Genomic DNA, 23,860 nt, shown 5'->3' on the forward strand with positions numbered 1-23,860 from the left:
TGATACGGATGAGTCATTGCCCGGAAAAGGCAGGATCGCGGCGCTCCTGGAAGGCGGCCTTGCCCTCACGGAAGTCGGATGTCTCGAACAGGGCCGGCTGGCGTTCCTGCTCGAACCGGAGGGCGGCGTCCAGCGATCCGGAAAACTGTAGGAGCCCCCGTTTTACGGCCGCGACGGCGAGCGGGGCCCGATCACCCAGATCTGCGGCCCGCAGGATTGCGTGTTCCAGAACGGATTGTGCCGGAACCACCTCATCTGCGAGACCGGCCGCGAGGGCACCTTGTGCGTCGAGGGGGTCCGCCTGCAAAAGGATGCTCCTGGCTCGAGCCGTACCAACGCGCTGGGCCAGTGAATGGAGCAGACCGCCGTCGGGAACCAAGCCAAGCCGCGTGAACGGGAACAGGAACCGCGCGTCATCGCCGGTGATGACGAGGTCGCAGACGCAGGCCAAGCCGACGGCTACACCGGCAGCAGGGCCTCTCACAGCCGCGACAACGGGTTTCTCCAGAGAGGCGAGGAGGGTGATGAGCGAGCCGACATCCACCATCCGTGCCCGCCCTTCCGCCTGTGAGGGCGGGGGCATGGCTCCCAGATCGCCGCCTGCACTGAAGGCCTCACCCGAGCCGGTCAGGACAACTGCACGGATCCGCGGATCGGCAGCGGCACTTTCCAAGGCCTTCTGCAGCTGGTCCCTGATCTCAGATCCAAGGGCATTTCGGTGACGCTCGTCGGTGAGGGTCAGGACGGTTACCGGCCCCCTCACGCTGATATCCACGCGGGGGGAGCCTGATGTATCGAGGATCGAGCGGCTCACGGAAACCTCCAGAGGGTCATTTTTTGTCGTCTAAGTCACATTTACACGGCTCCTTGAAGACTTCAAATACATAATTTGCCTTCCATTGATACCTAGAAGGTAAATATCAATCCGGTGTGCACTAAAACAGCCGCAAGTGGGGGATTCTCGTCAGGAGACTTGTTTGCCCAGAGGAGGATTTATGACCGTCACCCCTACCGACTTGCTCAATTTGGACGCAGATCTCCAGCCGGAGGAACTGGAGACGAGGGCAGCGGTCCGCGAATTTGTGGATCGGCGAATACGTCCCAACATCTCCGAGTGGTATGAAAAGGCTGTTTTTCCGCTTGAGATCGTGCCCGAAATGGCGGAGCTTGGCCTGTTGGGCATGCACATCCAGGGATACGGCTGCGCTGGGAAGACAGCGGTGCAGTACGGCATTGCCATGCAGGAACTGGAGGCAGGGGACTCGGGCCTGCGCACCTTTGTCTCCGTGCAGGGATCACTGGCGATGTCCGCGATCGCCAAGCACGGATCGGAAGAACAAAAACAACGCTGGCTGCCGGGCATGGCGCGAGGGGAGCTGATCGGCTGCTTCGCCCTGACAGAACCCACGGCCGGATCGGACCCCTCCACGATGGCCACCACTGCGGTGCTGGACGGGGACACTTGGGTGCTCAACGGAGCAAAGCGGTGGATCGGATTGGCCTCGGTTGCCCATGTGGCCGTCGTTTGGGCCCGCGCTACGGAGGCGGACGGCACGGAGCGGGTCCGGGGGTTCCTTGTGCCCACGGACACCCCGGGATTCAAGGCGACCCCGATCGAGCCGAAGCTCTCCATGCGGGCCTCCATCCAGTGCGATATCGAACTCTCCGATGTCCGCTTGGAGCAGGACGCGATCCTTCCTCACAATCCAGGCCTGCGCGGCCCGTTCTCATGTCTGAACGAGGCCCGCTACGGCATCGTCTGGGGGGCCTTGGGAGCCGCGCGGGACAGTTTCGAAGCAGCGCTGGCTTACTCGCAACAGCGCGTTCAGTTCGATAAGCCCCTGGCCGCGTACCAGCTCTCGCAGGAGAAACTTGTCAACATGGCATTGGAAATCCAGAAAGGGCAACTCCTGGCCCTGCGGATCGGCAGGCTCAAAGATGCAGGCCGGCTGGAGAACCACATGATCTCCGCCGGCAAGCTGAACAACTGCCGGGTGGCCATCGAGATCTGCCGGCAGGCCCGCACCATGCTCGGCGGAAACGGAGTCACTCTCGAGTATTCGCCGCTGCGCCATGCCAACAACCTCGAATCGGTGCGGACCTATGAAGGGACTGACGAGGTACACACCCTCATCCTGGGCCAGCACCTGACGGGCCACGCCGCCTTCCGGTAGGGACGCAAGGTATAGGGGGGCGGGTATCGGACAGCCCGGTCGAAGGCCTAGCGCCGGCCTGGGATGCGCCAGCAGCGGGACGGGTTTCGGCCCGTCCCGCAGCTGTTTTCGCTCCGCTGTTTTCCCGCCGGTTATTTGCCAACGAATTCCAGCAGTGCCTTGTTGACCTCGCCGGCGTGCGTCCACAGCAGGCCGTGCGGCGCGCCGTCGATCTCCACGTAGTCCGCTGCGGGGACCAGCTTCCGGAAGCGGCGGGCGGTGGCGTCGATCGGCAGGATGTTGTCCGCCGTGCCGTGCAGGATCAGCACGGGCTTGCCGCTTTCGCGGACCGCATCGACGTCGGCCCTGAAGTCTTCGATCCAGGTGGGGACGACGGCGTAAGCGGCGACCGGCGCACTGGTGATGGCCACGTTCCAGCTGGCAGTGACGGCCTCCTGGCTGATCCGGCTGCCCAGGTTCTCCTCCAGGTTGTAGAAATCGGTGTAGAAATTCGTGAACCAGGCGTAGCGGTCTGCGCCTGCGGCTGCCGCAATGCCGTCGAAGACCTCTTGGGGAACGCCTTCAGGATTGTCGTCCCGGGCCACGAGGAACGGTTCGAGCGACGCGAGGAAGGCGAGCTTGGCGATCCGCTCGTGGCCGTGCCGGCTGACGTATCGGGCCAGTTCGCCGGTGCCCATGGAGAAGCCGACCAGGATCACGTCGCGCAGGTCGAGGGTTTCCAGCAGGGTGTTCAGGTCCGCAGCGAACGTGTCGTAGTCATACCCGGAGCCGGACTTGCTGGACTGCCCGAAGCCGCGGCGGTCGTAGGTGATGACGCGGTAGCCGGAGGCGAGCAGTTCGCGGGTCTGGCGCTCCCAGGAATGTCCGTCCAGCGGGTAGCCGTGGATCAGGACTACAGGCTGGCCGGCTCCCTGGTCTTCGTAGTAGAGGTGGGTAGTGGTGCTGTTTTCGGTGCCTACGGGGATGAAGCCCATGATGCTGTCCTTTTCTACTAAGTGAGAACGATCGTTCTCAGCTCGTGGAAGCGACTCTAGAGAACGACCGTTCTCACGTCAAGTACAATGGAGCTATGAGTCCTGAGGAAACAAACGAACGCATCCTTTCCGCGGCTGAGGAGCTCTATTACCGAAAGGGATATGCCGCCGTCGGGATGGACGAGCTACGCTCTGCCGCTGGTGTGTCGCTGCGGCGTCTCTATGCGCAGTTCCCGTCGAAGGACGACATTATTTCCGCAGTGCTCGGGCGTAAACACGAAGAATGGGAAGCGGCCGTCACAAAGCAGGTAGCTGCCGCCGGCCCCGAACCCAGGGCAAGGCTCCTGGCTGTCTATGACTTCCTGGAGAACTGGTTCTGCACCGGCAGTTTCCGCGGTTGTGCCTTTATCAATGCCTTTGGCGAGCTGGGTGGCACCAACCCGGAGGTGGCACGGCTCGTGAAGGAGCACAAAGAGTCGTTCCAGCGGTCCATGGCCGGGCTCGCACGTGAGTTGGGCGCTTCGGAATTGCTGGGGGTACAGCTGTCGATTCTCGCTGAGGGTGCGCAGAGTACGGCGGCCATTTCAGGTGATTCCGATGCAGCGGTGCAGGCCCGTGCAGCCGCCGAAGTGCTTATCGACGCAGCCCTCCGCACCGCCGCCTGACTTCTTCCGGCCGCGGGCGAAGGCCCCGAAGGAATCCATTCCACACGATTTACCGTTTTTCGGCGGAAAAACGGTAAATCGTGCAGACTCGATCCGGAACTCCTACTCCCCGCGGTAGACCGGGGGGCGCCGCTGGGCGAAGGCGGCAGTAGCCTCGCCGAAGTCATGGCTGGCCAGGAACGCGCTGTTCCAGACCTGCACGTAGTCCAGACCATCCTGGACCTGTGCCTGGGTCCGCCGGTTCAGGACGTGTTTGACGCCCTGCACCACCAGCGGGGGATTGGCAGCGACCTGCGCCGCGAGTTCGCGGCCGCGGACGACGACGTCGTCGGCCAGTTCCGTGACCAGGCCGAGGGAAGCGGCACGGTCGGCGTCGAAATCCTCGCCCGTGAGGGCCAGCTGCCGGGTGGCGCCTTCGCCGATGATGGCGGGCAGCCGCTGCAGCGACCCGAGGTCGGCCACAATGGCGACCCGAACCTCACGGACGCTGAAGCGCGCGGTGCGGGAGGAAATGCGGATGTCTGCGGCGGCAATAACGTCAATGGCTCCGCCGATGCACCAGCCGTCCACTGCCGCAATGACCGGCTTTGCGCAGCGGGCCAGCGACGTGACGGCGTCCTGGAGGTCCTGGATCTTCCGGCGGAAGCCCTCGCGCAGCTTGGCGTCCATGCCGCCGGCCGCGAGCAGCGGAGCGAACACCGGTGCCATGGCGGGCAGGTCCAGACCGTAGCTGAAGTTCCCACCGGATCCATAGAGCAGGACGGACCGGACGGCGTCGTCCGTGCTGAGCGCATCGAACACCACCGGCAGCTCGGTCCAGAAATCCGGTCCCATGGCATTGCCCTTGGCCGGTCCAATCAGCTGCACTTCGGCCACGCCGTCATGAATTTCGACACGCAGGGAGCGCAGGGAAGGCAGGGCAGTGGCGCTGGATGTCATGGCATCTCCGTTGATGTGGGGCGTGGTGGGGCTGGGCGTCAATATACCGGGCGTTTTAAGGCCCGGCGAAAGCAAAGCTAGGATCAAGGTATGGAGCTTGCGGTTATTCTTCTCTTCGTCTTATCCATCGCTGTTGTCAGCACGCTCTGGGGCAGGATTGAGAAGCGCCGTGCCGCCAATCCCACGTCGGAGGCAGGCACGTCCAGCGGCGCCGATGGTTCTGCCGGCGCCCGTCCCGCCACGGCGCGTCCGGCGCGCCCTGCACGTCAGGCCCAGGCGGGAGCCGGCACCTCACCCCAGGCCGCCAAGGAGGCTGCGTCCCTGCTCACTGCCGAACAGCACCGGCAGATCTACGCAGCACTGGGCCAGGGCCAGCCGGTGAAAGCGCTGAAGCTCTACGCCATGTTTACCGGCTCCGGCATCCGGGCTTCGGGGGCGGCCATCACCAACATGGCTGCCCACCCCCAGCCCTACGTGCGGCCGGCCGCGGATCCAGGAACACCGGCCGCACCGGACGCCGCGAAGCCCGGGTTGGCCCAGCCGGACGCAGCCAAGGCCGACGCGGCCAACCCCGGCGCTGGAGCAGAATCAGAGGCGGTCCGGGAGGAAGAGATCAGCAAGTGGGCCCAGCAGCTGCGGCCCGAAGACTTCCTCAAGCCTTAACGGGCAGCACTGACCAGAAGGGCCGGACCGGTAGCCGGTCCGGCCCTGTGCCTGTCCAGGCGCTGCCGTCAGCCCCGGCCGCCCTCAAGCAGGCGCGAACGCTGGTTCCGGCCGTCCGGGCCGTACGGATAGTTGCCGACCTGCGGGACACTCAGTTCGGTCAGGCGCTGCTTTTCCTCATCGGCCAGCACCAGGAACGCCGCCCCCAGATTGTCCGCCAGCTGCTCCGTAGTCCGTGCCCCCAGGATGACTGACGTCACCCCGGGACGCTCCGCCAGCCAGGCCAGGGCTACCTGGGCCGGGGTGGCCGAGTGGGCGGCCGCGACCGCACGCAGCTCATCGAGGATCCGCCAGGTGCGCTCGTTATGGCTGCGCAGGTCCCAGCCCTGGAACTGACGCGTGGGATTGTCACCCACGCGTGTGTTCCCGGCGGGCACCGTTTCGCGGTGATATTTGCCCGTGAGCCAGCCGCCGGCGAGCGGTGACCAGGGCAGCAGGCCCAGGCCGGCGTCGAGGGCTGCCGGCACAATCTCGGATTCGATCTCCCGCTCGAGCAGGTTGTACTGCGGCTGCAGCGTCACCGGAAGCGCCCAGCCGTGTTCCCGCGCCACGTACACGGCCTTGGTCAACTGCCAGCCGGTGAAGTTCGACAGTCCGTAATAGCTGATTTTCCCCGCCGTGATGGCGTCGTGGAGGAAGCCCAGGGTTTCCTCCAGCGGGGTGTAGGGATCCCAGGCATGCAGCTGGTACAGGTCGATGTGGTCCACGCCCAGCCGGGTCAGGGACTCGTCCAGGGCACGGCGCAGATGACGGCGGGAGGTGCCTAGATCGTTGGGTCCGCCGCCCATCGGGAAGCGGCCCTTGGTGGCGAGGACGACGTCGGCCGCTTCCGTGGGATGGGCATGGAGCCAGCGGCCGATGATCTCCTCGGACGCACCGCTGGTGTAGACATCCGCAGTGTCTACGAAGTTTCCGCCGGCCCGGACGTAATCATTGAGGATGGAGTGGGAGGCACGCTCGTCGGATTCGTTGCCGAAGGTCATGGTGCCCAGGGCATAGTTGCTGACCGATGTTCCGCTGTTGCCGAGCAGTCGCATTTCCATGGGCGTTTCCTTCACGGTAGGGGAGCTGGTGAACGGGCTGCCAGCTTATCCGGCGCTCGCCCCGAAAGCGCCCGGCGCTTACAGGGTCCGGTCCGCAGGCACCCGCTCCGGGCGGGACGAGTCCGGGTGCAGGGCGGCGAACAGCAGGGAATCCAGCCGCTGCCCGGCCACCAGCCGGTGGTCCCGGAGCCTGTCCTCGAAGGCAAACCCGTTCTTTTCCAGCACCCGGACCGACCCGGTGTTTTCCGGATGGCAGGTGGCCTGTACCCGCACCAGCCCCATCGGCCCGAAGGCGTGGTCCAGCAGGAGGGCTGCGGTTTCGGTGGCGAGGCCCCGGCCCCAGACGCTTTGATGCAGTGTGTAGCCCAGTTCTCCGCTGCTTTCGGAGCCGCTCGTGGTCCAGACCCCGGCGGTTCCGACCACCCGGCCTTCGAATACCACGGCCAGGGTGAACCGGTTCCTGGAGTCCGCAACGGGTTCGATGGCAGCGTCGTCAACAAAAGACTGCGTTTCGGCGCGGGTATTGGGCCCCCAGGTCGACCACTGCGTGACCACCGGGTCGGACGCGAAGCCGTGGACCGCGTCGACGTCGTCGGGCCTGACATCCCGCAGCGTAACGCGCGGACCCTGCAGAACGATGCTGTCCTGTTCCATGGCGGCGGTCCCTTCGAAAGCGGTTCGGTGGTGACTCTAGGGTAGACGCAAAAAAACCCCCGGTTTCCCGGGGGTTTCAGCGCGGAGACGGGGGGATTTGAACCCCCGGTGGGCTTTAGGCCCACACTTCATTAGCAGTGAAGCCCATTCGGCCGCTCTGGCACGTCTCCAGCTTGCATATCCAACACAACCGGCAACTTCCGCTGCCAGCCTGACAAGACTACCGGCAACCGGCCGGTTAGGGCAAAACCGGTTTAGGCCAGCCTTCCGGTGAGTGCCTCCCACAGGAATTCGTAGGACATGGCGTGCATCCGGGCCGACTGGCGGTTGTCCGCAGCGCCGGCGTGCCCACCTTCCAGCGCCTCGTGGAACCACACCTTTTCCGCGCCCAGCGCCTTCATCCGGGCGGCCATTTTGCGTGCCTGGACCGGGCCCACGCGGTCGTCGCTGGTGGCGGTCCAGATCAGCGTGGGCGGATACGAAACACCTTCCTTAATCAGGTGGTACGGGGAGAACGTCTTCACGAACTCCCACTGCGCCGGATCGTCCGGATCGCCGTATTCGGCAATCCAGGAGTAGCCGGCGGAAAGCTTGGTGTAGCGGCGCATGTCCAGCAGCGGCACCCCGCAGGACACGGCACCGAACAAATGCGGATAGGTGGTGAGCATGTTGCCCACCAGCAGTCCGCCGTTGCTGCGGCCGGTGCAGCCGAGGTGTTCACGGGACGTGACGCCGCGGGCCACCAGGTCTTCGGCCACGGCGGCGAAGTCCTCATACGCCCGGTGGCGGTTCTCCTGCAGCGCGGCCCGGTGCCATTCGGGTCCGTATTCGCCGCCGCCGCGGATGTTGGCCAGCACGTACACGCCGTGCCGTTCCACGCCGCCGGCGTCCGTGGTGCGCCGTTCCAGCCAGCCGCGGCCCACCACCCCGCTGTAGGCGGGGGTCAGGGAGGCTTCGAACCCGCCGTACCCGTTGAGCAGTGTGGGGTTGCCGCCGTCGAGCACCAGGTCCTGCGGAGCCACCTGGAAATACGGGACCTTCGTGCCGTCGGCGGAGACGGCAAAGTGCTGTTCGACCGTGAGGCCGCTGGTGTCAAAGAGTGACGGTGTGGTCTTCACGGCCTCGGCCCGGCCGGTGCTGCCCAGCGTGCCGCGGGAAAGGGTGGAGGGCGTGAGGAACCCGGTGCTGACCAGCCAGTAATCGTTGCCGGCTTCCTCATCTTCGTCATCCACTGCATACGCGTCCACCGAATGCAGCGGCGGGCAGGCGTCCAGGGGTTCCGCCCGCCATCCGTCCCCGGGAGCCAGCACCAGGATCTCGGAACTGACATCGCGCAGCAGGTTCAGCAGCAGGTAATCCCGGGTCCAGCTCCAGGACTGCAGCGAGGTGGACGCGTCCGGAGTGAAAAGGCGGTGGACGGTCCGGTTGCCCGCGGTGAACTCCGCCACCGGTGCGGCCAAGAGCGAACCGGCGGGGTGGGTGGCGCCGTCGAATTCCCAGTCCGTCCGCGGTCGCAGCAGCAGCCATTCGCGGTGCACGTCCACGTTGACGTCCAACGGGACATCAAGCTGCACCCACTCGCTGCCTTCGCGCAGGAAAGTCCGGGTGTTGTAGAAGTCGATGATGTCCACGGCGAGATCCCGTTCGAAACCCGGGGTCTGGTCCCGCTGCACCACGGCCATCATGTGCTCTTCGGGAACCTCGAAAAACGGTTCGGCGTCCTTCAGCTCCTGCCCGCGGCGCAGGATGCGGCTGGTGCGGGGGTAGGAGGACGTGGTCATGGAACCCGGACCGAAGTCCGTTCCCACGTAAAGGCTGTCTTCACCGGCCCAGCTGATCCGGCTCTTGGCGGCGGGAACGTCGAACCCGCCGGTCACAAAGGCCCGCTCGACGACGTCGAACTCGCGGTAGCGTGCCGCGTCGCCGCCGTCGGGGGAGAGCGCGACCAAGGCGCGGCGGTAGGAGACGCCGTCGGCCGGACGCAGGAACATGGATCCGCCCCACACCCACTCGGTGCCCTCGGCGGCACTGAGCCCGTCCAGGTCCAGCAGCACCTCCCACTCGGTGTCGGCGGCCGTGTAGCTCTGCCAGGTGGTGCGGCGCCACAGGCCCTTGGGGTGGACGGCGTCGCGCCAGAAGTTGTAGTAATGCTCCCCGCGCTTGGCCACCATGGGAATCCGGTCAGAGGAATCCAGGACCTCGAGCAGCCGCTCCCCGGTCTGTTCAAAACCGCTCCGCGAGAGCAGGTTTTCCGTAACGGCGTTCTCGGAACGGACCCAGTCCAGCTGCCGGTCTCCGTAGATGTCCTCCAACCAGAGGAACTCATCTGCTGGGGCTGGATCGACGGCGTCATGGTTCGGGGATGTCATGCGCCCATCCTAACTTCCGGGTCCTTCCGGCCCCGTTCCTATCCCCTGCGGGGGACCGTACCAACCGCCTGGAACCCGCGCTGCTCCGCCGCCGGATACCCTAGATGCATGGACCACACGCAGAGTTTCCGGGTAGCTGTCATTGGCGCAGGACCCCGCGGCCTCTCCGTTGTGGACCGGCTGCTCACCCACCGGCGTGCCTCCGCGCAGCGCCTGCCGCTGCGCATTGAACTCATTGACCCGTTTAATCCCGGCCCCGGCCACGTCTGGCGCACCAACCAGTCACGGTTGTTCCTGATGAACACTCCGGCGCTGTTTCCCACCGTCGTTCCGGCCGGCAACACCGTCCGGGACCTCCTTCCCTCGGTGGCGGGGCTTTCCTTCAACCAGTGGCGCGAGCTGATGAACGCCGGCACCCGGACCGCAGACGGTCTGTCCGCTGGCGACCGCGAGGAGCTGGCCGCCCTCGGGGCCGCGGATTTCCCCAGCCGTCCGCTCTACGGCCGGTACCTGGAATGGACGTACGGCCAGCTGCGGGCTGCCGCCGCCGAGGACGGCGTGGAACTGGTGCACCGCCGGACCGAAGCACTGGGCATCATCCGTGAAGCGGATGGACGGCTGGTTATTGAACTTGAGGGACAGCAGGTCCTGGCCGCGGACGCCGCCGTGCTGGCCCTGGGGCATCTGCCGGCTCTGCTTTCCCCGGAGCAGGCACGCCTGCAGGACGCCGCTGCCCGCCATGGCCTGACGTATTTCCCGCCCGCCGTACCCGCCGACGTCGACTTCTCCCGCTTGCCGGCCGGTGAGCCCGTGCTGGTCCGGGGGCTGGGCCTGAACTTCTTTGACGTGATGGCTGCCGCCACCGTGGGCCGCGGCGGACGGTACGTCTCCACCGGACTGCCTGCCGGCCGTGCCCTGCGCTACGAACCCTCCGGCCGGGAGCCGCAGCTGGTTGCGGCCTCACGCCGAGGTACCCCGTACCGGGCCAAGGCGAAGCTGGACTCCTATGTGCCGCGCGGTGTCCACCTGCGCTGGCTGACCCGCGAAACGGCGCTCGCCCTCCGGACGGACGGCCTGCTGCCGGGCTTTGACCATGACCTGTGGCCGCTGCTTCACCGCGACGCGGTCTGGGCGTACTACAGCACGCTGGCCCGGGTGGCCCCGGCGGAATTGAACGGCCCGGCCGACGAATTCTCTGACCGTCTGGAAGCTGCCCTGAACCTGCCCGGACCGGAGTGGAACGCCGCGATGGAATTGGTGCTGGATGCCTATGTTCCGTCGGCCCGCCGCACCAACCTTGAAGCCCTGGCCCAGCCCCTTGGACGCCGGCCCTTCAGCGGTGCCCCGGAGACGGACAACGCCGTCCTGGCGTATCTGGAGGCGGACGCCGCCGGGTCCGCCGCCGGGGAGGACGACCCGCTGAAGATGGCGATCGGCGCCCTGAACGCCGGACGCAGCCTGCTCAAAGCCGTGGTGGCCGACGGCGGCCTCGCGGAGGCGTCCTGGCTCAGCGAACTGCGGGGCTGGTTTGAACCGCTGGTGGAAGGCCTGGCCAGCGGCCCGCCGCCGGAGCGGATCGAACAGCTGGCGGCGCTGGTCCGTGCCGGCCTGGTGCACTTTGTGGGCCCGGATCCCCGGTTTGACGTGGACGAGGCCCGCGGAATGTTCACTGCGTCCTCCCCGTGGGTGGGCACCGAGTACGCCGCGTCCACCCTGATGGAGGCCATGATGCCGCCCAACCGGGTGGACCGCAGTGTTTCACCGCTGCTGGCAGGTCTTATCCGTGACGGCCTGGCCCGGCCGAAGGTGATGATGTCCGGCGACGGCACCCCCGTGCTGACCCCGGGCCTGGACGTCACGCTGCCGCCCTACCGGGTGGTCGGCGTCAGCGGCGAACCGGTGGAAAACCTGTTTGTGCTGGGCCTGCAGCTCTCCTCGGTCCAGTGGGGGACGGCGATTGCCGCCGAGGCGGGAGCTCCCGCGGCGGAAGGCTCGCGGACGCTGCAGGACGCGGACGGGATCGCGGCCGCGGTGCTTGCCGCCGCCACAGGGGGTTCCCGGTCCCCGTCCTCCCATCCGGTGTCCCCGGAGGCCGCGCCGGCGCAGACCTAGACCCTCAAGCGCGGGGGCAAGGCAGGGGCAGGCGAATAGATTTTCCAGCGTTAACGACGACGGCGGCCCGCACAGGAAAGGTGCGGGCCGCCGTCGGGCGTTTACCGGTTAGTGCGTTACCGGATTAGAACGGGTATTCGCGCGGGGCGTGCTGGACGCTGATGGTGTGGTCCGTGGTGAACTCGTCGATGGCCCACTCGCCGTTGAACCGGCCGAGGCCGGAGTTCTTCTCGCCGCCGAAGGCAATGTGCGCCTCGTCCTGGACCGGGAAGTCGTTGACGTGGGTCATGCCTGCCTTGATGCGGCGGGCGAACTTGACGCCTTCCTCCAGGTTGGCGGTGAAGACGGCGCTGGAGAGACCGAGGTCGGTGTCATTGGCCAGGGCCAGTGCATCCTCGGCGTCCTTGGCGCGCATGATTCCGGCGATCGGGCCGAAGATCTCCTCGCGGGCCAGTTCCATGTCCTTGGTGACGTCGGCGAAGACGGTCGGGGTGAGGACCTGGCCGTTGATTTTACCTTCGAGCATCAGGCGGGCGCCTTCGGACTTGGCGGTTTCGATCTTCGTCTTCAAGCCTTCGAGCTGCTTGGCGTTGATGATCGGGCCAACCACGTTCTTCGGGTCGGTCGGGTCGCCGGCGTTCAGCGTCTTGACGTGCGCGGTGAACTTCTCCACGAACTCGTCGTACACGGCGTCTTCGACGATGATCCGGTTCACGGCCATGCAGATCTGTCCCTGGTGCAGGAACTTGCCCATGGCGGCCGCGCGGACCGCCTGGTCGACGTCGGCATCCGCGAGAACCACGAACGGGCTGTTGCCGCCGAGCTCAAGCGCCGTGTACTTCAGTGTGGCGCCGGTGGCTGCCAGGGCGCCGATGTTCTTGCCCACCGGGGTGGAACCGGTGAAGGAGATCATCCGCGGGGTCGGGTGCTCCACGAAGGCGTCGCCGATTTCCGAACCGGCGCCGACGACGGCGTTCAGCACACCGGCGGGCAGGCCTGCCTCTTCGAAGATCTTGGCGATGATGAGCGCGCCCGTGACCGGGGTGTCGCTGGCGGGCTTCAGGACGACGGCGTTACCGAGGGCCAGTGCCGGCGCGACGGAGCGCTGGGAAAGGTGGAGCGGGAAGTTCCAGGGGCTGATCACGCCGACAACTCCCAGGGGTGCGCGGTAGACACGCAGTTCCTTGTGGGGGGTGTCTGAATCCATGATCTTGCCGGAAACGCGGTGCGGGAAGGTGGCTGCCTCGCGGGTAATGGAAGTGGCGGAGGCAACTTCAATGTTGGCCTTCAGCATGGTGCTGCCGGATTCCGCGTTGAGCCAGGCGATGATCTCGTCGCGGCGCTCTTCGAAGATTTCTGCGGCGCGGGCAATGACCCTGCGGCGCTCATTCGGGGTCCTGGCTGCCCAATCCTTCTGGGCTTCCTCTGCAGCGGCGTATGCGTCGTCCAGGTCTTCGCGGGAGGCCTGCTGCATGGTCATCAGCTGCGAACCATCAAAGGGGTTGGTGTCCGTGAGGGTCTTATCCGAGCGGCCGTCGCGCCACTGGCCGCCAATGAACTGCTGGGCGGGGATCCAGTCGGTGAGGGCCGGGGATGTTGATTCGAGCTGGGTGGTCATGATTTCTCCTAGATGAATCTTGACGGTGTATTAGTGGCTACAACCTGTGTGGGGGCGGATCAATTCCCGCTACCGGGGCCGCTCCGGGTTCCAGGGGTCTGGTTGCAGGGGCAGGCTAGACCGGCGCGTGGTGATGGACCAGAGAAGAATCGACTGTCAAGAGCTACCGATACTAAGTACCCTTTTTATTTTCCCTGGTTCAGCCTAGCGTTGGACGAACCAGTGGCCAAACGGGACTCTTCCCGGCTGCTCTTAGGGCAAAAGGACATCTTTATGAGTACGAGCGCCAGTGCAGCAGGAGACCATGGACGAAAAACACCGGGCCAGGATTCCGGCGATCGGCGGGCAGGCTCGGACCTGACGCCGGACGGCCGGCGCGGGAACGGCGTGGATGACACCAGCCGGCGGCGGGTGGTGGAACGCGAGAAGGCCACCTTCGGCGGAGTGAAGATCGGATCGGCCTTTTTCGGCTGGTTGACCGCAGTTGGCACCACGGTGCTGTTGAGTGCCCTGGCGACCGCCCTTGGGGCGGCAGTGCTGTCGAACGACGACAGCCCGGACACCACGGCCGTCACCGTCACCGGCACCATCGTCCTGCTGGTGGTCCTTTTCGTGGCCTATTACTGCGGCGGATATGTGGCGGGCCGGATGGCACGTTTCAACGGCATGAAGCAGGGCATTGCGGTCTGGGTCTGGGCAGTGGTGATTGCCATCGTGGCGGCCATCCTGGCGGCGATTGCAGGGGACCAGTTCAACATTCTGGTCGATCTGAACGGATTCCCGGCGATCCCGATGTTCGGTGACAACGCCACGGCGGGAACCATCGTCGCCGCGCTCATAGCGGCAGCTGTGGCTCTGGTCGGCGCGATCCTCGGCGGGCTGGGCGGCATGCGCTTCCACCGCCGCGTGGACAAAGCCGGACTGGGCGACTGAAAGTTCTGGGGGTAAGCGGGGGACGCAGTATCCAAAGCACCATCAGGCGCCTGCAGGGCGCGGAAACAGGAGAACAACGTGATCACCAGCGAACAAATCGACACCATCATGAACCACGGAACCGTGGAAGGCACTAACGGCGAGAAGATCGGCTCGGCGGGGGATATCTACCTGGACGACGAGACGGGCCAGCCCGCTTGGGTGACCACGAAGACCGGTCTCTTCGGTTCCAAGGAGACGTTTGTTCCGCTGGCAGAAGCCACGGTAGACGGATCTGTTGTGCGGGTGCCGTATTCCAAGGAGATGGTGAAAGACGCTCCGCGGGTGGACAAGGACGGGCACCTCAGCGACCAGGAGCAGGACGAGCTCTACAGCTACTACTCCATCGGCAGCTCGCGGAGTTCCGGAACATCCGGTACGACGTCCGGAACCTCCGGCACCACGAGCGGCCAGCGGTCCTCGTCGGGCGGAAGCGGCACGTCCAGCGGCTCCGGGACTTCACGCAGCTCCGGCTCGTCGGGCGGCTCCGGGACCTCGCGCAGCTCCGGCTCATCGGGCGGCTCCGGGACCTCCTCCGGCCGTACGGAAAGCAGCCGTGGTTCAGACCATGGCCAGGTGGGGCATGACACGTCCGGTCCGACGACGGATGACGCGATGACCCGGTCCGAAGAGCAGCTTCACGTAGGCACGCAGAGCCGGGAATCCGGCCGTGCCCGCCTGCGCAAGTACGTAACCACGGAGAACGTCACCAAGTCCGTTCCGGTCAGCCACGAGGAAGCGCGGATTGAGCGTGAGCCCATCACCGACGCCAACCGCGGCTCGGCAATGGATGGACCGGCCATCAGCGAGGAGGAGCACGAAGTGACCCTCCATGCCGAAGAGGCCGTGGTGGAAAAGGAGGCAGTGCCCGTGGAACGTGTCCGGCTGGACACGGAAACGGTGACTGAAGAAGCCACGGTGACGGAGGAAGTCAGCAAGGAGCAGATCGACATGGAGGGCGAAGGCGGCAGTGGCAGCGGCGGCAGTGGCAGCGGCGGCAAGCGCCGCAGCTGACCCTGAGCTGACCCTGAGCTGGACCCTGAGCTGAACAGGCTCCTGCATCGCCGGCCGCCGGAAACACCGGCGGCCGGCGGTGCCCGTTAAGCGGCGGTGTCCGAAAACCGGGGGCTCCGGTCAGCGGGCCTCGTGCGCCGCCATCCAGCGCGCCAGCCCTGCCGCGAACTCCGCGCTCTGTTGCTCGGGCCACCAATGCCCGGCATCCACCGTGGTGATTTCCACGCCGGGAAACCGGTTCTCCAGTCCGGACGTGAGCTTCGGGGAAAGGAACGGATCCTTCGTCGGAACGATCACCTGTACGGGTCCGTCGTATCCGGCGTCGGGAAGTGCCTTGCCGGGGGCGAACATGTTGGCGCGGTAGAGCTGGAGTCCCCGCACCCCGCTGTCCCCGATTTTCCGTCCGGCGGCCTTCTCATAGGGGGCCGTCAGCAGGCGCTTCCACGCGGCGTCGGGTAGGACAGGGAGCTGGAATGCGGCTACGTACCAGCTGCGCAGCGCCTGCATAAAGGCCTGCGGCCAAAGCCGGGGTGAGCGCAGCCGGGTCTTGAACCAGCGGTGGAAGTGCCCCAGGTCCGGTCCCGAGATGCTGGTGTAGCTGAGGATCCTGCCCTCGGCACGGGGATCCTGGATGGCAGCCCAGCCCTGGATGGATCCCCAGTCATGGCCCACCAAGTGCACTCGTCCGGTCCCGGTGGCATCGAGGACGGCGTACAGGTCTTCCACAAGCAGCTCCAGCCGGTAAGGCGCGAGCTGCTTCCCCTGGATCCCCGCCACCCGTGAGGCACCGGCGTTGCGGGTGTCGTAGGTGATGACGTGCCGGTCTGCAGCCAGCTTGGCCACCACCCCGTCGAAGACGTGGTGGTCATCTGGGTAGCCGTGCACCAATAAAACACTGGGCGGCGGCGTCACCGCGTTACCCGCTGTCCCCGCCGGACCGCACTCGTACACTGCCAGTTCCGCGCCCTGGCTCCGGACAGTGCTCTTCCGTTCCTCCAGGGCCGCTGCCGGCTTATTAATGCGCTCCGGCTGTTGCCCCGGCTGCGGCGGGTGGTTCTTGTCCATGCCGTGCCTCCTCTGGTGTCGCCGGGGTCCGCCTCTCGACTGCGCGGGCTTCTCCCCAGAATACTGTTTGCCGGAAGATACTAAGGAGCCTTATAGTGATGCTCCGGGTTGAGCAGCGGCCCCTAGGATACTTCGGCGATGAAGGGCAGGGGCCATGCGGACCTTCGGCATTGAAGAGGAATATCTGCTGGTGGACGGTGAAACCGGCGTGCCGCTGCCGGTGGGGCCGGAGATTGGCCGGGTGCTTCAGCCCGGCGGGACCTTGAGCACCGAGTTCAAGCAGGAACAGATCGAATCCGGCACACAGGTACACACGGTCCTCGAAGAGCTCGCGGCGGACATAGTGGCCTGCCGGGCCACTGCCGACCGGGCAGCCGCCGCCGCAGGGGCCCGCGCGGTGGCGCTCGCAACCTCGCCGCTGCCGTGCCGGCCCACCCTCACCGAGGACGAGCGTTTCAGCAGAATGGACCAGCGGTTCGCGCAGATTGCCCGTGAGCAGCTCACCTGTGGATGCCACGTGCATGTGGGTGTCGAATCGGATACAGAGGGTGTGGCCGTACTGGACCGGATCCGGTCCTGGCTGCCGCTGCTTGGGGCACTGAGCGCCAACTCCCCCTTCTGGAACGGAGCGGACACGGGCTTCGCAAGTTACCGCTCCCAGGTGTGGAGCCGCTGGCCGCTGGCCGGACCGTACCCGGTGTTTGGATCAGCGGAGAACTACCACCGGCTGGTGGACGGCCTGCTGGAAACGCAGGTACCTATGGACCACGGACAGATTTACTTCGATGCCCGGCTAAGCCGCACGCATCCCACCGTCGAGGTCCGGATAGCCGATGTGTGCCTGTATGCGGACGACGCCGTGCTGCTGGCAGCCTTGGTGCGTGCGCTGGTGGAAACCGCCGCCCGGGAATGGCGCAATGGTGTGCAGCCCAGCGGTGTGCCGGAGACCCTGCTTCGGCTGGCCGCCTGGCGGGCGGGCCGGTTCGGGATGGATGGAGAGCTGGTGGACCCGCTCGGGTCTACGGTTGCGGACACATTTACCGTGGCCAAATCCCTCCTGGAATACGTACGTCCGGTGCTGGAGGAACAGGGAGAGGCCACGCTGGTCGAGTCACTGCTCCGCCAACTCCTCGCCCGGGGAACCGGAGCCCGGCGCCAACGGGCAGTGCTGGCGCGGACAGGAAGCCTTCGCGAGGTGGTCGCCGACGGCGTCCGCATCAGTAATCTCCCGGCAGCCCCGATTACCGAGCGGCACGACTGCTGAGCTGACAGTATTACCGCACAGATAACAGAAGCGCCGCCCCGGTAAGCCGGGGCGGCGCTTCTGTTTTAGACCGTTATTTCGGTTACTTCCGTCCGGTCAGGCACAGGAGGTACTGCGCCAGCTCGTAGACGTACCGCGCCCACCCGCGCACGTCCCACCACTGCTTGGGAGCGACGGGCGCCTTGCAGACCGGAGCCGGAGCCGCAGCCTTCTCGACCGTGACCGGCAGGGTCACCGTGGTGCCGGATTCGGCGGCCGTCAGCACCAGGGATCCGGCGCCGGAAGCCGACGCGGGAAGGGTCACGGTAACTGTGGCGGAACCGGCGCTGACCGGTGTGGTGCCCAGTGCCGTGGAGGTGCCGGCGGCATTCACGAAGCTGACGGCCAGCGACGTGTTGGCCGGGCTGCCCAGGGAGGTCAGGTTCAGCTGGGCGACGGTGAAGCTTGCTGCCGTGCCTGCTTTGACCGTGGTGGGAGCGCCCTTGACCACTACGCCCTGACGGGCGAAGTCGGGTGACAGCGGACTGTTGGCCGAGATGTAGCTGATCCAGGCGTCGCGGTCCACCAGACCCGTGTCGCGGGTGTTCTTGCCTTCCATGAAGACGGTGAAGTTGTCGCCGCCCTGCGCCAGGAAGCTGAACGTGCCTACCCGGTAGTCCCGGGCCGGGTCCATGGCTGCACCGTTGATGGTGACGCTCTGGATCCGTGAGCCGCGCGGCTGGTCCGGGTCGAAGGTGTAGGTGATGTTGTCGGACAGGCCGAGGGCCAGGAAGGCGCGCGAACTGCCGTCCGGCTGCCACTGCTGCTCCAGCATCGTCTTCAGCTGGGCACCGGTGAGTGTGGTGGTCCAGAGGTTATTGACGAAGGGCAGGACGGCGTTGGCCTCGGCGTACGTGATCACGCCGTCGGGGCCGTAGTAGAGCTCGGCGCGCAGGCCACCCGGGTTGGTGACACCGATTTCGGCGCCTCCGCGTTCGGGAGCAGCGAGGGTGGACAGCAGGGAGTCGGCCACCAATGCCCCGAGGGTGGATTCGGAGCTGCGGTCATCGCGGGCAGTACCCACGAAGGCCGAGGTGATGTCCGCCGTGACGGAGCCGACGGGCTGGTTGCCCACCTCGGCCGAATTGGCCAAGGCTGCGTCGACAATCCGCTTTACCTCGGCGACCGCCGGGTAGGCGGCCACCAGTTCCGGCGCCGCGGTCTTGGTGCGGCCCACGTTGGCTGCGGTGTAGGACAGCACTTCGTCGGTTTCTTCGTTGTACTCGAGCCGGATCTGCCCGACGAATTCGCCGTAGGAACCGGTCTGGACCACGGGGCGGGTCTTCCCGTCCCCACCCGGGATGGGTGCATCCCAGGCGTACTGCTTGTGGGTGTGCCCGGTGTAGATGGCGTCCACCAGTTCGGTGGTCTCGTTGACGATCTCCGCGAAGGCACCGCCGGCCGCCAGCTCCTGGTCCAGGGTGGCGCCGTCGGGAGTGCCGCTGCCGGCACCCTCGTGGTACTCGGCGATGATGACGTCGGCGAGGTCCTGCTCCACAAGCTGCTCGGCGACGCGGTTGACCGCGTCCACCGGGTCGCCGAAGTCAAGGTTGCTGATCCCGCCGGGGCTGACCAGGCTTGCCGTCTCCTGGGTGATGGCACCGATGACGGCCACCTTGACCCCGTTGACGTCGAGGATCTCGTATTCCTGCAGGGCAGGAGTGGTGGTGCCCTTGGTGTAGACGTTGGCACCCAGGTAGGGGAACTGCGCGGCCGCGGCGACGCGTCCGGTCAGGTCCGCGAAACCGCCGTCGAACTCATGGTTACCGGCGGCCGAGGCCTGCAGTCCCAAAGCATTCAGGACATCAATGGTCGGCTGGTCCTGCTGCACCGAGGAGGCGAACAGGGAAGCGCCGATGTTGTCACCCGCGGAGAGGAACAGCGAGCTGCCCTCCGGAGCGCCGGCCTTGAGTTCCTCGACCGTTCCGGCGAACGGCACCGTGTTGGCGTCGATCCGTCCATGGAAGTCGTTGATGTTCAGCAGGTTCAGTGTCGAAGTGTCCGTACCTTCCGCGGTCAGGTCCATGCCCACAAGGATGGGGTCATGGTCCGAGGCCCGGTACGGATCCGGTGCGTAGAAGTTGGTGGCGTTGTAGTTGTAGCGGCTGTATTCGAAGGCCACCGACTCCACGGAGTTGATGTTCCAGATGTCGGTACCGGTCACCGCTTCGTTGGCCGCCGGGGAGGCCAGGATGTGGTCCAGGCTTCCAACGGTCCCGCCGAAGGCATACGAGTGCTTGCCGGTGGTCGCGCCGAGGTCAACGTAGCCGGCATCAACCAGCACCTTGATGGGGTCCTCCGCGTGGTAGGCATTGAAGTCGCCCAGCAGGAACACCTTGTCTGTACCGGCGGCTTCCGACTCGGTTCCGGCGAAGTCCACGAGGGCCTGTGCCTGGCGGACGCGGTCGGCGTTCCAGCCGCCCTGGCCCGTGTCGGCATTTTCACCGGAGGCCGGCGCTGATCCCTTGGACTTGAAGTGGTTCGTTACGGCGAGGATTTCCGTGCCGTCTTCGGCTCCGGCAGGCCGGAAGGCCTGGGCCAGCGGCTCGCGGGCGTTGGAGAAGACCTCTTCGTTATCGAGGATGCTGGATTCGCCGACGGGTTCGGCGGTTCCGGTGCGGTAGATGAAGGCCGAACGGATGACGTCTTCATCAGCGGGCAGGTCCGCGGGGGAGCGGACGTAGTCCCACGTCCCCGGTGCCTGTGCGTTGAGGGCGGCCACCAGGCGGGACAGCGCGTCATCGCGGTTCTTGCCGAACTTGGCTGAGTTTTCGACCTCCATCAGCGAGACCACGTCAGCGCCCAGGGCGTTGATCGCTGCCACGATTTTGGCCTGCTGGCGTTCCAGGTTCGCGGCGTTGGCGGCGCCGCGGGCGTCGCAGCCGCCGTCGACGGTCACGGGAGCGCCGCTGCGGTCCTTATAGAAGGAGCAGCCGGTGAGGCTGTCTCCGGTGGTGGTGAAGTAATTCAGCACGTTGAAGGACGCGAGCTTCAGGTTGCCGCCGACACTCTCGGGTGCTGCGGTGCGGGTGTTGGTGAACGACGCCGGTGAGGCGGTCGCGGCGTTGGCCTGCGTCAGCTCGGTCAGCGGCTGGAATTTCCAGGCACTGTTGCGGAAATCCAGGATGACGCCGGTGCTGAAGGTGGCAGCGGAGCCCACCCGGACCGGGTTTTCCGGAGTCAGGTACGGCAGGGGCTTGCCCTGGTTGGCTGCACTGAGGAAGTTGGTGCTGGAGCCGTCGTCGAGCTTTACGGCGCGGGCGGCGTTGTCCGCCACGACGGCAGCGTGTTCGGGGGTTCCGACGGCGGCTACCGCGGTGGGCTGGACGAGGACGGAGTTACCGGCAGCGAGGCCAATTTCCGCGTACTGGTTCAGGGAGAAGTTGTCGGTGACGGTGAATTCGCCCTGCGGCGCCAGCAGCATGCCCTCGAGGGTTTCGCGCTGTTCCTCGGTTGCCGGCCATGCGACGGCGGCGGGCTTGACCTCGGGCGCGGCTTCGCTGACCTTGGTCATGGCGCCGTCGGCGACGGTGAGCTGCGTGAGGTTGTAGTACTCGCCCACAGTGCCGGTGACCTCGACGTAGTCGCCTGCGGTCACCTGGCCCGCGGTGGCCGCGGAGAAGATGAAGATGCCCTCCGACGCGGTGTGCGTGGCGGGGTTGAGGTCCCCGCCGGTGCCCGGAGTCTGGATGTAGTAGCCGTTGAAGCCGCCGGTGGGGTAGACGCCAGTGACCTTGCCGCGCGTGGTGACCGTCTGGCCGATCATCGGACTGGCGGCGCCGGTGCCCTGGATCTGGGCGATCGGCACGACGTTGCCCGGCACCGGCACGGGGGCCGGCGTCGTCGGCGTGGGCGTGGGGGTGGGCACGGTGGGAGCCGCACCGCCGGTGGAGGTGGGTGTCACCGAGGTGCTCAGAGTGAAGTCGGAAGCGTTATTGTTCGAATCCGCGAAACCGGCCCGGTTCAGCGACTTTGGATCCGAGTTGCCTGCAGGTGCGGCCGCCCCTGCCGTCTCGAACGTGTTGGACGACCCGTAGCCCAGCAGGTCGACCACTCCGGGAGCGCCGATAACCGAGCCGGTGGGCAGGGGATCAACCCGGGTGCCCTGGTTCGAGAGGACCAGCGTGCCGCCGGTGCCGCTGAAGCTGGCACCGATGGTGGCGTCAGCGGCCGGGAGGGCAGCGCCGGTGGTGCCGTTGCTGGCGCCGGAGACCAGGTAATACCCGCCGGGAGCGATGCTGCCCGAAAGCGTGCCGATTCCGGTGGGAGCTGCTGTGGCGCCCGCGGCCCGGTACTGGAGGGACCAGCCGTCCAGGCTCACCGGTGCGCTGGTGGGGTTGTAGAGCTCGACGAATTTGGTGTTGAACGGGGCGTTGGCGCTGCCGCCGGACAGATACGCCTCGTTGATGATGATGCCGGGAACGGCAGCGGCGCCGTCCTGGGCGTAGGCCGGGAACGCGGTCAGCGGGGCGGCGAGCAGGCCGGCTGACAGGGCGGTTCCGAGCGCAGCTTTCCAGGGGAAAGGTCTCATGCCTCATACTCCTTGGTCAGCCGTTCGGGCCGACAGGTAATGGCCGCCGGTGAGGGCGGCGGGGATCCAGCGAGTGATGACGTTAGGTGATGCTAGTCGGGGCAGGTTGCGACCAGGTGAACGTCCGGCGTCGTCCGTCAGTGCACGTGCCGGCACGCTTCCGCCGCGTCCCCCGAGGAGGCGGAAAAGTGATCGCCACCACAGTGTACGGCCTTCCACCCCCACTTCCCGTCTGGCGGGTACTGATGAGTAACAAACGCGGGCGACGGCGGTAAAAAAGTGCCCCTGATCCTGCTCATCGCCTTCTGTACAGCAAATGCGGTCTGGGACCCACTTAGCCAGCATCAGCTGTACAGAAGGTGACGCTTAGCCAGCATCAGCTGTGGTGGCGCGGGGCGACGGGGACAGTGCGCCCGGGCGGAAAGTGGACCGGAAAACAAAGAAGCGGCCCCCGTTGTGGGGACCGCTTCTCGTTGTCTGCGCGGAAGGTAAGGGATTCGAACCCTTGGTACGGGGTTACCGCACACTGGTTTTCAAGACCAGCTCCATCGGCCGCTCGGACAACCTTCCTCACTAGTAGTCTGGCAGAAGGGATGAATTCACCAAAATTCCCTGAACCAGGAAGGACAGCATGAAAGCCATCGTTATTGGAACGCCCGGGGGCCCGGAAGCACTGGAACTGCAGGACGTTCCCGCACCCACGGCCGGACCGGGGGAAGTGCTGATCGACATCCTTGCCGCCGGCATCAACCGCGCAGACGTGATGCAGCGGCAGGGCCATTACCCGGTACCCGCCGGAGCGTCCGAGTATCCCGGCCTGGAAGTCTCCGGCCGGATTGCCGCGCTGGGCGAGGGCGTCGAGGGCTTTGCCGTCGGAACCGAAGTGGTGGCCCTGCTGAGCGGCGGCGGCTATGCCGAACAGGTGGCAGTGCCCGCCGGGCAGGTCCTTCCCCTGCCGGACGGCTTCGATGCCGTCACTGCCGCGTCCCTGCCGGAGACCGCGGCCACCGTCTTCTCCAACCTCTTTATGTCCGCCGGCGTGCAGGAGGGCGACTATGTCCTCATCCACGGTGCCAGCGGGGGCATCGGCACCATGGCCATCCAGATGGTCGCCGCGTTCGGCGCGGTTCCCATGGTGACTGCCGGTTCGGCGGAAAAGCTGGAGCTGGCCGAATCGCTCGGCGCAAAGGTCCTCATTAACTACAAGGAGCAGGACTTCGTCGAGGCAGTGCGGGAAGCCACCGGCGGCCACGGCGCGGACATCATCCTCGACGTCGTCGGCGCCAAATACCTGCAGCGGAACCTCGACGCGCTCGCCGTGGCCGGCCGGCTGGTGGTCATCGGCCTGCAGGGCGGCATCAAGGCGGAGCTGAACCTGAACCAGCTGATGACCAAGCGGGCGGCCGTCATCGGCACCACCCTGCGCGGCCGGCCCGTGGAGGAAAAGAGCGCCATCATGTCCGCGGTCGGTGAATACGTCTGGCCGCTGCTGGTCTCCGGCGAGATCCGGCCGCTCGTGGACCGCACCTTCCCGCTGGCCGAGGCCGCTGCGGCCCACGAATACTTCGATTCCGGCCAGCATGCGGGCAAGATCCTACTGACGCTCTAGCCAGGACCCAGCCACAGCCCCACGGCGACGGCGGCCGCACCCTTTGCGGCCGCCGTCGTTTTTTCTGTGACGCACACCTCACCCGCTGGTAACCT

Annotated in this window: 17 protein-coding genes and 2 tRNA genes; 8 read left to right on the forward strand and 11 right to left on the reverse strand. The window is 66.2% G+C overall.

Annotated features, from left to right (window positions below):
• Positions 1-13: 13 nt before the first annotated feature.
• Positions 14-814 carry an enoyl-CoA hydratase/isomerase family protein gene (locus QNO10_RS01885; RefSeq protein ID WP_229951026.1) on the reverse strand — a complete coding sequence of 267 codons (801 nt, stop codon included), beginning with the start codon at positions 812-814 and terminating at the stop codon, positions 14-16.
• 181 nt (positions 815-995) lie between these two features.
• Here QNO10_RS01885 and QNO10_RS01890 point away from each other — a divergent pair, with 181 nt between their 5' ends.
• On the forward strand, positions 996-2,174 hold the full coding sequence (locus QNO10_RS01890; RefSeq protein ID WP_229951024.1) for an acyl-CoA dehydrogenase family protein: 1,179 nt from the start codon (positions 996-998) through the stop codon (positions 2,172-2,174).
• Positions 2,175-2,305: 131 nt separating this feature from the next.
• Here QNO10_RS01890 and QNO10_RS01895 read toward each other — a convergent pair whose 3' ends face one another.
• Positions 2,306-3,148, reverse strand: coding sequence for an alpha/beta fold hydrolase (locus QNO10_RS01895; RefSeq protein ID WP_229951023.1), 843 nt, complete (start codon positions 3,146-3,148; stop codon positions 2,306-2,308).
• 95 nt (positions 3,149-3,243) lie between these two features.
• Here QNO10_RS01895 and QNO10_RS01900 point away from each other — a divergent pair, with 95 nt between their 5' ends.
• Complete coding sequence (locus tag QNO10_RS01900) at positions 3,244-3,813, forward strand: TetR/AcrR family transcriptional regulator (protein WP_229951022.1); 570 nt, start codon at positions 3,244-3,246, stop codon at positions 3,811-3,813.
• Positions 3,814-3,915: 102 nt separating this feature from the next.
• On the opposite strand, the gene QNO10_RS01905 is transcribed toward QNO10_RS01900, so the two are convergent.
• Complete coding sequence (locus tag QNO10_RS01905) at positions 3,916-4,752, reverse strand: crotonase/enoyl-CoA hydratase family protein (protein WP_229951021.1); 837 nt, start codon at positions 4,750-4,752, stop codon at positions 3,916-3,918.
• A 90-nt stretch (positions 4,753-4,842) separates the two neighbouring features.
• On the opposite strand from QNO10_RS01905, the gene QNO10_RS01910 reads away from it, so the two are divergent.
• Positions 4,843-5,415, forward strand: a complete 573-nt coding sequence (locus QNO10_RS01910) for a hypothetical protein (protein WP_229951020.1) — start codon at positions 4,843-4,845, stop codon at positions 5,413-5,415.
• Between the two features lie 68 nt (positions 5,416-5,483).
• Here the strand turns inward: QNO10_RS01910 and QNO10_RS01915 are convergent, their stop codons facing one another.
• From QNO10_RS01915 to QNO10_RS01930, 4 genes are all read right to left on the reverse strand, one after another.
• The gene (locus QNO10_RS01915) at positions 5,484-6,518 is read right to left on the reverse strand and encodes an aldo/keto reductase (protein ID WP_229951019.1); all 1,035 of its coding nucleotides are present in this window, start codon (positions 6,516-6,518) and stop codon (positions 5,484-5,486) included.
• 78 nt (positions 6,519-6,596) lie between these two features.
• Positions 6,597-7,172: a GNAT family N-acetyltransferase gene (locus tag QNO10_RS01920; protein WP_229951018.1), complete on the reverse strand. Its 576-nt coding sequence runs from the start codon at positions 7,170-7,172 to the stop codon at positions 6,597-6,599.
• An 82-nt stretch (positions 7,173-7,254) separates the two neighbouring features.
• Positions 7,255-7,342, reverse strand: a tRNA-Ser gene (locus QNO10_RS01925).
• A gap of 84 nt (positions 7,343-7,426) precedes the next feature.
• Positions 7,427-9,541 carry a prolyl oligopeptidase family serine peptidase gene (locus QNO10_RS01930; protein ID WP_229951017.1) on the reverse strand — a complete coding sequence of 705 codons (2,115 nt, stop codon included), beginning with the start codon at positions 9,539-9,541 and terminating at the stop codon, positions 7,427-7,429.
• A gap of 108 nt (positions 9,542-9,649) precedes the next feature.
• On the opposite strand from QNO10_RS01930, the gene QNO10_RS01935 reads away from it, so the two are divergent.
• Positions 9,650-11,653, forward strand: coding sequence for an FAD/NAD(P)-binding protein (locus QNO10_RS01935; protein WP_229951016.1), 2,004 nt, complete (start codon positions 9,650-9,652; stop codon positions 11,651-11,653).
• Positions 11,654-11,777: 124 nt separating this feature from the next.
• Here the strand turns inward: QNO10_RS01935 and QNO10_RS01940 are convergent, their stop codons facing one another.
• Positions 11,778-13,271 (reverse strand): aldehyde dehydrogenase family protein, encoded by a 1,494-nt coding sequence (locus tag QNO10_RS01940; RefSeq protein WP_229951012.1) that lies wholly within the window; start codon positions 13,269-13,271, stop codon positions 11,778-11,780.
• A gap of 273 nt (positions 13,272-13,544) precedes the next feature.
• Here QNO10_RS01940 and QNO10_RS01945 point away from each other — a divergent pair, with 273 nt between their 5' ends.
• Positions 13,545-14,204, forward strand: coding sequence for a hypothetical protein (locus QNO10_RS01945; protein ID WP_229951010.1), 660 nt, complete (start codon positions 13,545-13,547; stop codon positions 14,202-14,204).
• A gap of 78 nt (positions 14,205-14,282) precedes the next feature.
• Positions 14,283-15,257 (forward strand): DUF2382 domain-containing protein, encoded by a 975-nt coding sequence (locus QNO10_RS01950; RefSeq protein WP_229951000.1) that lies wholly within the window; start codon positions 14,283-14,285, stop codon positions 15,255-15,257.
• Between the two features lie 120 nt (positions 15,258-15,377).
• Here QNO10_RS01950 and QNO10_RS01955 read toward each other — a convergent pair whose 3' ends face one another.
• Positions 15,378-16,322: an alpha/beta fold hydrolase gene (locus QNO10_RS01955; RefSeq protein WP_229950998.1), complete on the reverse strand. Its 945-nt coding sequence runs from the start codon at positions 16,320-16,322 to the stop codon at positions 15,378-15,380.
• Between the two features lie 154 nt (positions 16,323-16,476).
• On the opposite strand from QNO10_RS01955, the gene QNO10_RS01960 reads away from it, so the two are divergent.
• On the forward strand, positions 16,477-17,586 hold the full coding sequence (locus tag QNO10_RS01960; RefSeq protein ID WP_229950996.1) for a carboxylate-amine ligase: 1,110 nt from the start codon (positions 16,477-16,479) through the stop codon (positions 17,584-17,586).
• 82 nt (positions 17,587-17,668) lie between these two features.
• On the opposite strand, the gene QNO10_RS01965 is transcribed toward QNO10_RS01960, so the two are convergent.
• Both QNO10_RS01965 and QNO10_RS01970 read right to left on the reverse strand, forming a co-directional pair.
• Positions 17,669-22,156, reverse strand: a complete 4,488-nt coding sequence (locus QNO10_RS01965) for an ExeM/NucH family extracellular endonuclease (protein WP_229950982.1) — start codon at positions 22,154-22,156, stop codon at positions 17,669-17,671.
• A 482-nt stretch (positions 22,157-22,638) separates the two neighbouring features.
• Positions 22,639-22,726, reverse strand: a tRNA-Ser gene (locus tag QNO10_RS01970).
• 61 nt (positions 22,727-22,787) lie between these two features.
• On the opposite strand from QNO10_RS01970, the gene QNO10_RS01975 reads away from it, so the two are divergent.
• On the forward strand, positions 22,788-23,765 hold the full coding sequence (locus tag QNO10_RS01975) for an NAD(P)H-quinone oxidoreductase (RefSeq protein ID WP_229950979.1): 978 nt from the start codon (positions 22,788-22,790) through the stop codon (positions 23,763-23,765).
• Positions 23,766-23,860 lie beyond the last annotated feature (95 nt).

This window comes from Arthrobacter sp. zg-Y919, from assembly GCF_030142045.1.
Lineage (GTDB): Bacteria > Actinomycetota > Actinomycetes > Actinomycetales > Micrococcaceae > Arthrobacter_B.

Bases quoted from the DNA above. Each gene is read 5' to 3' on its own strand.
- QNO10_RS01905 (WP_229951021.1), bottom strand. From the start codon at position 4,752: ATGACATCCAGCGCCACTGCCCTGCCTTCCCTGCGCTCCCTGCGTGTC.
- QNO10_RS01940 (WP_229951012.1), bottom strand. From the start codon at position 13,271: ATGACCACCCAGCTCGAATCAACATCCCCGGCCCTCACCGACTGGATC.
- QNO10_RS01900 (WP_229951022.1), top strand. From the start codon at position 3,244: ATGAGTCCTGAGGAAACAAACGAACGCATCCTTTCCGCGGCTGAGGAG.
- QNO10_RS01960 (WP_229950996.1), top strand. From the start codon at position 16,477: ATGCGGACCTTCGGCATTGAAGAGGAATATCTGCTGGTGGACGGTGAA.
- QNO10_RS01955 (WP_229950998.1), bottom strand. From the start codon at position 16,322: ATGGACAAGAACCACCCGCCGCAGCCGGGGCAACAGCCGGAGCGCATT.
- QNO10_RS01975 (WP_229950979.1), top strand. From the start codon at position 22,788: ATGAAAGCCATCGTTATTGGAACGCCCGGGGGCCCGGAAGCACTGGAA.
- QNO10_RS01920 (WP_229951018.1), bottom strand. From the start codon at position 7,172: ATGGAACAGGACAGCATCGTTCTGCAGGGTCCGCGCGTTACGCTGCGG.
- QNO10_RS01945 (WP_229951010.1), top strand. From the start codon at position 13,545: ATGAGTACGAGCGCCAGTGCAGCAGGAGACCATGGACGAAAAACACCG.
- QNO10_RS01895 (WP_229951023.1), bottom strand. From the start codon at position 3,148: ATGGGCTTCATCCCCGTAGGCACCGAAAACAGCACCACTACCCACCTC.
- QNO10_RS01930 (WP_229951017.1), bottom strand. From the start codon at position 9,541: ATGACATCCCCGAACCATGACGCCGTCGATCCAGCCCCAGCAGATGAG.
- QNO10_RS01965 (WP_229950982.1), bottom strand. From the start codon at position 22,156: ATGAGACCTTTCCCCTGGAAAGCTGCGCTCGGAACCGCCCTGTCAGCC.
- QNO10_RS01915 (WP_229951019.1), bottom strand. From the start codon at position 6,518: ATGGAAATGCGACTGCTCGGCAACAGCGGAACATCGGTCAGCAACTAT.
- QNO10_RS01890 (WP_229951024.1), top strand. From the start codon at position 996: ATGACCGTCACCCCTACCGACTTGCTCAATTTGGACGCAGATCTCCAG.
- QNO10_RS01935 (WP_229951016.1), top strand. From the start codon at position 9,650: ATGGACCACACGCAGAGTTTCCGGGTAGCTGTCATTGGCGCAGGACCC.
- QNO10_RS01910 (WP_229951020.1), top strand. From the start codon at position 4,843: ATGGAGCTTGCGGTTATTCTTCTCTTCGTCTTATCCATCGCTGTTGTC.